Below are 6,299 nucleotides of genomic sequence, written 5' to 3'. Positions count from 1 at the left end.
CCGGCGGCCGGGGCCCCCCCCCCCCGGCCCCCCCCCACCCCCCGGGGCCCCCCCCCGGGGCCCCGGCCCCCCCCCCCCCCCCCCCGGCCCACCCGCCTGATCCGCCATAGTGCGTAGATTTTGTCTTTTCATAACCGTAAAAATAAAAATGCCCGGAAACACCGGGCCTTAAGAATAAATTTGTTCAGGCAAGGCGATTGCCAGGGATGAACCATTCACGACGAGAATTTAATAGATCCTGCGCGCTCATTGCCTTTTTACCGGCCGGTTGCAGCGATTCAAGATTCAGTATCCCTTCTCCGGTCGCAACCTGGATACCGTTTTTGCTGGCGTCGATAATCGTACCGGGCTCTGCCGATGCATTGCCGTTAATAACTGAAGCTTTCCAGACTTTCACTGGCTGCTCATCAATCATCAACCAGCTCATCGGCCATGGATTAAAGGCGCGGATGCAGCGTTCGAGTTGAGCTGCTGACAGGGACCAGTCGATCCGGGCTTCTTCTTTACTCAGTTTCTCAGCATAGGTCACCTGTGCCTCATCCTGCACTTCAGGTGTCGCTGTATTGTCAGCAAGCTGTTGCAGCGTCTCAATCAGCCCCTGCGGGCCGAGATCCGCCAGCTTGTCATACAGCGTGGCGCTGGTATCTTCTGCGGTGATGGGACACGCCAGTTTATACAGCATGTCGCCCGTGTCTAAACCTACGTCCATCTTCATGATTGTCACGCCAGTTTCAGCATCGCCTGCCCACAGAGCGCGCTGAATAGGGGCTGCACCACGCCAGCGTGGGAGCAAAGAACCATGAACGTTAACACAGCCCAGGCGGGGCATATCAAGTACCGCTTTCGGCAGAATGAGGCCGTAAGCCACAACTACCATCACGTCCGCGTTCAGGTCTGCCACTAACTTCTGGTTTTCCTCAGGTCGTAATGACGCAGGCTGGAAAACCGGTAAACCATGTGTTTCTGCCAGTACCTTAACCGGGCCAGGCATCAGTTTTTTACCGCGGCCAGCCGGACGGTCCGGCTGAGTAAATACGCCAACAATCTGATGGCCAGACGTTAACAGCGCGTCGAGATGACGCGCTGCAAAATCAGGGGTACCCGCGAAGATTATACGTAGTGATGTAGACACGTTATTCCTTGTATCCGGGGGCGTTAAGCGCGAGAACGCAAACGATCCAGTTTCTCAACTTTCTGACGAATACGCTGTTGCTTCAGAGGTGAGAGGTAATCGATAAACAGTTTACCGACCAGGTGATCCATCTCATGCTGAATGCAAATCGCCAGCAGATCGTCGGCTTCCAGCTCAAACGGATTGCCGTCACGATCCAGTGCGCGGATTTTAACTTTTTCGGCACGTGGCACCAAAGCGCGCTGTTCAGGGATAGACAGACAGCCTTCCTCAATACCTGTTTCGCCGCTTTTTTCCAGCAGCTCAGGGTTGATCAGCACCAGGCGCTCATCACGATTTTCAGAAACGTCGATCACAATAATACGTTTGTGAATGTCTACCTGGGTCGCGGCAAGGCCAATGCCTTCTTCAGCGTACATGGTATCGAACATATCATCGACGGTACGCTGAATTTCTGCATTCACTTCTTTAACCGGTTCCGCGACGATGCGAAGGCGCTCGTCAGGAATATGTAACACTTGCAAAACTGCCATAAATTTCCAGAGTCGTGTTCAGGAGTTGATAAGAATATTACTTCTATTCTAGACAAATCCCCGGTCGATTGACAGCATCAGTGACCAATCGCAAAGATTGCTGAGGCTGCTTATGGCAGGGAAAAGGATGACGTCCACAGAGGTATGGTTACGGCTTATAAACATCGGGTCGTTATACGGTGATGCGATGCTGGAGATTGCGCAGAGGCTGCTTCGCCAGGCAACCGTCGATGCTGAAGCTGTCAACGCGTCAGGGCTTTCGCCCAAACATGCCGTAAAGTTTTTTTCGTTCAGCGAGAGTGAGCTTGAACGTAGTCTGGAATGGCTGGAACACGCCGACAACCACCTTCTCACGGCGGATGATCCTCGCTTCCCGCCATTGTTGCGTTCTATCCCTGATTTTCCCGGGGCGCTATTTGTGCGAGGCCGCGTTGACGTGCTTAATAGCATGCAGCTTGCGGTTGTGGGCAGCCGTGCGCCCTCGTGGTACGGCGAGCGTTGGGGGAAAATGCTGAGTGAACAGCTGTCCCAATGTGGCTTTACGATCACCAGTGGTCTGGCTTGCGGCATCGACGGTGTAGCACATCATGCGGCGTTGTCTGCAAAAGGGCGAAGTGTCGCCGTGCTTGGCAATGGTCTTTTTAGTCTCTATCCGCGTCGTCATCACATTCTGGCTGAGCAACTTATCGCTTCAGAGGGGACAATAGTGTCTGAGTTTTCACTCTCAACACCGCCCAGACCGGGTAACTTTCCACGGCGTAACCGGATCATCAGTGGGTTAAGCCAGGGTGTGCTGGTGGTCGAAGCTGCGATTCGGAGTGGATCGCTGGTTACTGCAAGGTGCGCACTGGAGCAGGGGCGTGAAGTTTTTGCGCTGCCCGGCCCGTTGGGGAACCCCGGCTGCGAAGGCCCTCACTGGCTGATAAAACAGGGGGCGACGCTGGTGACCTGCAAAGAAGATATCCTTGAAAATTTGCAGTATGGACTGCATTGGTTGCAGGATGATCTCCAAAAGCGACATATTTCATCGGATCAGGAGGCAGTAGCATTGCCATTTCCCAAGCTCCTGGCTAACGTAGGAGATGAGGTAACACCTGTTGACGTTGTCGCTGAACGTGCCGGCCAACCTGTGCCAGTAACGGTAGCACAGCTACTCGAACTGGAGTTAGCAGGGTGGATCGCAGCTGTACCCGGCGGCTATGTCCGATTAAGGAGGGCATGCCATGTTCGACGTACTGATGTATTTGTTTGAGACTTACATCCACAACGAAGCAGAAATGCAGGTGGATCAGGACAAATTAACACGGGATCTGACCGACGCAGGTTTTGAGCGGGAAGATATATATAATGCGTTGATGTGGCTGGATAAGTTGGCTGATTATCAGGACGGCCTCGCCGAACCGATGCAGCTTGCTTCTGACCCATTGTCTGTGCGCATCTATACAGCTGAAGAGTGTGAAAGGCTGGATGCCAGCTGCCGGGGATTCATTTTATTCCTCGAGCAGATTCAGGTGCTAAACCTCGAAACGAGAGAGATGGTGATAGAGCGCGTCATGGCGCTGGATACTGCTGAGTTTGAACTGGAAGATCTGAAATGGGTGATCCTGATGGTTCTGTTCAACATTCCAGGCTGTGAAAATGCCTATCAGCAAATGGAAGAATTACTCTTTGAAGTGAATGAAGGTATGCTGCATTAATTCTATGTGCAGCAACAAGAGTTGTTATGGCCAAATCAGCACTCTTCACGGTGCATAAAAACGAGCCCTGCCCACAGTGCGGGGCAGAACTTGTTATTCGGTCCGGGAAACACGGTCCGTTTCTCGGTTGTTCACACTATCCGGAATGTGATTATGTCCGTCCCCTGAAAAGCCAGGCGGATGGACATATCGTCAAAATTCTTGAGGGACAGCTTTGTCCTCTCTGTGGCGGTGAACTGGCGCTGCGGCAGGGGCGGTTCGGGATGTTTATCGGATGCAGCCGCTACCCGGAGTGTGAACATACGGAACAAATTGATAAGCCAGATGAAACGGCAATTGCCTGCCCTCAGTGCCAGCGTGGCCAATTGGTGCAGCGGCGCTCTCGTTATGGCAAGACCTTCCATTCGTGCGATCGCTATCCTGAATGCCAGTTCGTTATCAATTTCAAACCAGTAGCGGGCGTCTGCTCTCATTGCGATTATCCGTTACTTATAGAGAAGAAAACCGCGCAAGGCTTGAAACGCTTTTGCGCCAGTAAACAATGTGGAAAGCCGGTTTCGGCGGATCAAATCAGTGAATAATAACCTGCCATCAGGCTCCATCGCGCAGGCGGTGGAAATCCTGAAAAAAGAAGAAGTCATCGCCTATCCAACAGAAGCCGTTTTCGGGGTCGGGTGTGATCCTGACAGCGAAGTCGCCGTTAACCGTCTGCTGGCGCTAAAACAGCGGCCTGTCGAAAAAGGATTGATTTTGATCGCTGCGAACTACGAGCAGCTTAAGCCTTATATTGATGATTCCATGCTGACACCTGCACAGCGGGAAACCATTTTCTCTGCGTGGCCTGGTCCCGTGACGTTTGTTTTTCCTGCACAGCCGACAACGCCGCGCTGGTTAACCGGGCGTTTCGATTCACTCGCGGTACGTGTCACCGACCATCCGCTGGTGGTGGAGTTATGCCAGGCATTTGGTAAACCTCTGGTTTCAACCAGCGCCAACCTGACCGGGCTTCCCCCTTGTCGGACAACCGAAGAAGTTCTGGCGCAGTTCGGGAATGATTTCCCTGTTGCCGTGGGTGAAACCGGTGGTCGTCTTAACCCGTCAGAAATTCGCGATGCCTTGACCGGCGAACGTTTTCGCCAGGGATAATGTGATGGAAACCTATGCTGTTTTTGGTAACCCGATCGCGCACAGCAAGTCGCCTCTGATCCATCGGCTGTTTGCGGAGCAATTGCATATAGATCACCCATATGGTCGGGTTCTTGCGCCTGTTGATGCATTTATACCGACGCTGAATAGCTTTTTTGATGCGGGTGGTAAAGGTGCGAACGTCACGGTGCCTTTTAAAGAAGAGGCTTTCGGGCGCGCGGATGAACTGACCGAACGTGCGTCGCTCGCTGGCGCCGTCAATACTCTTAAGCGGCTTGAAGATGGTCGTCTTCTGGGCGATAACACCGATGGGATTGGTTTACTCAGCGATCTGGAGCGATTGTCGTTTATTAAACCAGGCTTTCGGATCCTGCTGATCGGCGCGGGTGGCGCCTCGCGCGGCGTATTGCTTCCTCTTCTTTCGCTGGATTGTGCGGTGACAATCACCAACCGTACTTTCTCCAGAGCAGAAGAGCTGGCGGCGTTGTTCGCACACACAGGCAGCGTAGCTGCGGTAGCACCTGACGATCTCGCGCGTCACGAATTTGATCTTGTGATTAATGCCACCTCAAGCGGTATTAATGGAGAGATCCCGGCGATTCCTGCATCCCTGATTCATTCCCACATCTACGCCTATGACATGTTTTATCAAAAAGGGAAAACGCCCTTTCTGACCTGGTGCGAACAACAGGGGGCAAAACACGTGGCTGATGGTCTGGGAATGCTGGTGGGGCAGGCGGCTCATGCGGTGCTACTCTGGCATGGCGTGTTACCCGCTGTAGAACCGGTGATTGAAAAGCTCAAACAGGAAATGACGGCGTGAATCAGGCGATTCATTTTCCCGACAGAGAAATCTGGGATGAAAACAAGCAAGCGGTTTGTTTCCCGGTGCTGGTGCATGGAATGCAGCTCACCTGTGCGATTAAAGGGGAAACGTTGCTTCAGCGCTTTGGGGGGGCAGATCCGTTAGCGGTCTTTTGCGAAAATCGCTGGGACCTGGAAGAGGATGCCAGCGATTTGATCCGCGATCAGCAGGAAGACGATCAGGGTTGGATCTGGTTATCCTGATCCAGATAGTCATTTTTCCATTTAACGTAATTGTTCGCTGAGTATTTCAATCCTTCGATCTCCGTCTCTTTTAGGGGGCGGATCTGTTTAACCGGGCTGCCTAAATAGAGATACCCACTTTCAAGACGCTTGTTTTGCGGAACAAGACTCCCTGCGCCAATCATTACGTCATCTTCTACAATGACGCCATCCAGCAAAATCGATCCCATCCCAACGAGAACCCTGTTACCGATCGTGCAGCCGTGGAGCATCACTTTATGGCCGACGGTAACATCTTCCCCAATAATGAGCGGGTTGCCCTCAGGGTTATAAGATGACTTATGAGTCACATGCAACACGCTGCCGTCCTGAATATTGGTGCGTGCACCGATTGCAACGTCGTTAACATCGCCCCGGATCGCGACAAGTGGCCAGATGCTGACATCATCGGCCATGCGAACATCACCAATGACCACGCTGCTGGCATCGATCATCACGCGATCGCCTTTTTGGGGGAACAAATCTTTATAAGGAAGTAATACTGCAAACATATCTACCTCGATACAGATGAGCGTTATTAAAGAAGACTTTGATCGTATTCCTGGAGCGAGGCAAGGCAAAATGCGTCAATTTTTAAGCGGATCGGGTGGGTTTTCAGCGAAAAGCACGGAAAATCATCAGTTGGAAAAAAAGATCTAAAAAATACTTGTGCTAAAAACTGGGATCCCTATAATGCGCCTCCAT

At 52.4% G+C, this 6,299-nt stretch carries 9 protein-coding genes; 6 read left to right on the top strand and 3 right to left on the bottom strand.

The annotated features are described in order from the left end of the window. Window positions 1–184 precede the first annotated feature (184 nt). Window positions 185–1,132: a methionyl-tRNA formyltransferase gene (fmt, locus tag IPZ49_RS22770; RefSeq protein ID WP_023298756.1), complete on the bottom strand. Its 948-nt coding sequence runs from the start codon at window positions 1,130–1,132 to the stop codon at window positions 185–187. Between the two features lie 23 nt (window positions 1,133–1,155). Then, on the bottom strand, window positions 1,156–1,665 hold the full coding sequence (def, locus tag IPZ49_RS22765; RefSeq protein ID WP_063147185.1) for a peptide deformylase: 510 nt from the start codon (window positions 1,663–1,665) through the stop codon (window positions 1,156–1,158). Between the two features lie 127 nt (window positions 1,666–1,792). Between def and dprA the strand changes: the two genes are divergently transcribed. The 6 genes from dprA to IPZ49_RS22735 are packed head-to-tail and all read left to right on the top strand — an operon-like array spanning window position 1,793 to window position 5,576. Continuing rightward, the gene (gene dprA, locus IPZ49_RS22760; protein ID WP_045309191.1) at window positions 1,793–2,917 is read left to right on the top strand and encodes a DNA-protecting protein DprA; all 1,125 of its coding nucleotides are present in this window, start codon (window positions 1,793–1,795) and stop codon (window positions 2,915–2,917) included. After that, window positions 2,889–3,362, top strand: a complete 474-nt coding sequence (smg, locus tag IPZ49_RS22755) for a DUF494 family protein Smg (protein ID WP_000460665.1) — start codon at window positions 2,889–2,891, stop codon at window positions 3,360–3,362. Before dprA ends, smg begins: the two co-directional genes overlap by 29 nt. Before the next feature lie 26 nt (window positions 3,363–3,388). Further along, window positions 3,389–3,943, top strand: a complete 555-nt coding sequence (locus IPZ49_RS22750; RefSeq protein ID WP_023298754.1) for a type I DNA topoisomerase — start codon at window positions 3,389–3,391, stop codon at window positions 3,941–3,943. Further along, window positions 3,936–4,508, top strand: a complete 573-nt coding sequence (gene tsaC / locus IPZ49_RS22745; RefSeq protein WP_022649580.1) for an L-threonylcarbamoyladenylate synthase type 1 TsaC — start codon at window positions 3,936–3,938, stop codon at window positions 4,506–4,508. Before IPZ49_RS22750 ends, tsaC begins: the two co-directional genes overlap by 8 nt. A gap of 4 nt (window positions 4,509–4,512) precedes the next feature. Next, on the top strand, window positions 4,513–5,331 hold the full coding sequence (gene aroE, locus IPZ49_RS22740; RefSeq protein ID WP_032626754.1) for a shikimate dehydrogenase: 819 nt from the start codon (window positions 4,513–4,515) through the stop codon (window positions 5,329–5,331). Next, complete coding sequence (locus IPZ49_RS22735; RefSeq protein ID WP_022649578.1) at window positions 5,328–5,576, top strand: DUF1488 domain-containing protein; 249 nt, start codon at window positions 5,328–5,330, stop codon at window positions 5,574–5,576. The genes aroE and IPZ49_RS22735 overlap by 4 nt, the downstream gene beginning before the upstream one ends. Here the strand turns inward: IPZ49_RS22735 and IPZ49_RS22730 are convergent. Beyond that, entirely contained in the window at window positions 5,552–6,106 is a 555-nt protein-coding gene (locus IPZ49_RS22730) for a gamma carbonic anhydrase family protein (RefSeq protein WP_193762888.1), read from the bottom strand. The two genes, IPZ49_RS22735 and IPZ49_RS22730, sit on opposite strands and share 25 nt — an antisense overlap. Between the last annotated feature and the right edge of the window lie 193 nt (window positions 6,107–6,299).

Source organism: Enterobacter cloacae complex sp. S2, from assembly GCF_015159675.1.
Classification (GTDB): domain Bacteria; phylum Pseudomonadota; class Gammaproteobacteria; order Enterobacterales; family Enterobacteriaceae; genus Enterobacter; species Enterobacter intestinihominis.
Note: the sequence above shows the minus strand (reverse complement) of the source record. Positions and strands in the feature narration are given on the sequence as shown.

What these genes read in the sequence shown, in the direction of transcription:
- smg (WP_000460665.1), top strand. Translation starts at nt 2,889, where the DNA reads ATGTTCGACGTACTGATGTATTTGTTTGAGACTTACATCCACAACGAA.
- IPZ49_RS22750 (WP_023298754.1), top strand. Translation starts at nt 3,389, where the DNA reads ATGGCCAAATCAGCACTCTTCACGGTGCATAAAAACGAGCCCTGCCCA.
- aroE (WP_032626754.1), top strand. Translation starts at nt 4,513, where the DNA reads ATGGAAACCTATGCTGTTTTTGGTAACCCGATCGCGCACAGCAAGTCG.
- def (WP_063147185.1), bottom strand. Translation starts at nt 1,665, where the DNA reads ATGGCAGTTTTGCAAGTGTTACATATTCCTGACGAGCGCCTTCGCATC.
- dprA (WP_045309191.1), top strand. Translation starts at nt 1,793, where the DNA reads ATGACGTCCACAGAGGTATGGTTACGGCTTATAAACATCGGGTCGTTA.
- IPZ49_RS22730 (WP_193762888.1), bottom strand. Translation starts at nt 6,106, where the DNA reads ATGTTTGCAGTATTACTTCCTTATAAAGATTTGTTCCCCCAAAAAGGC.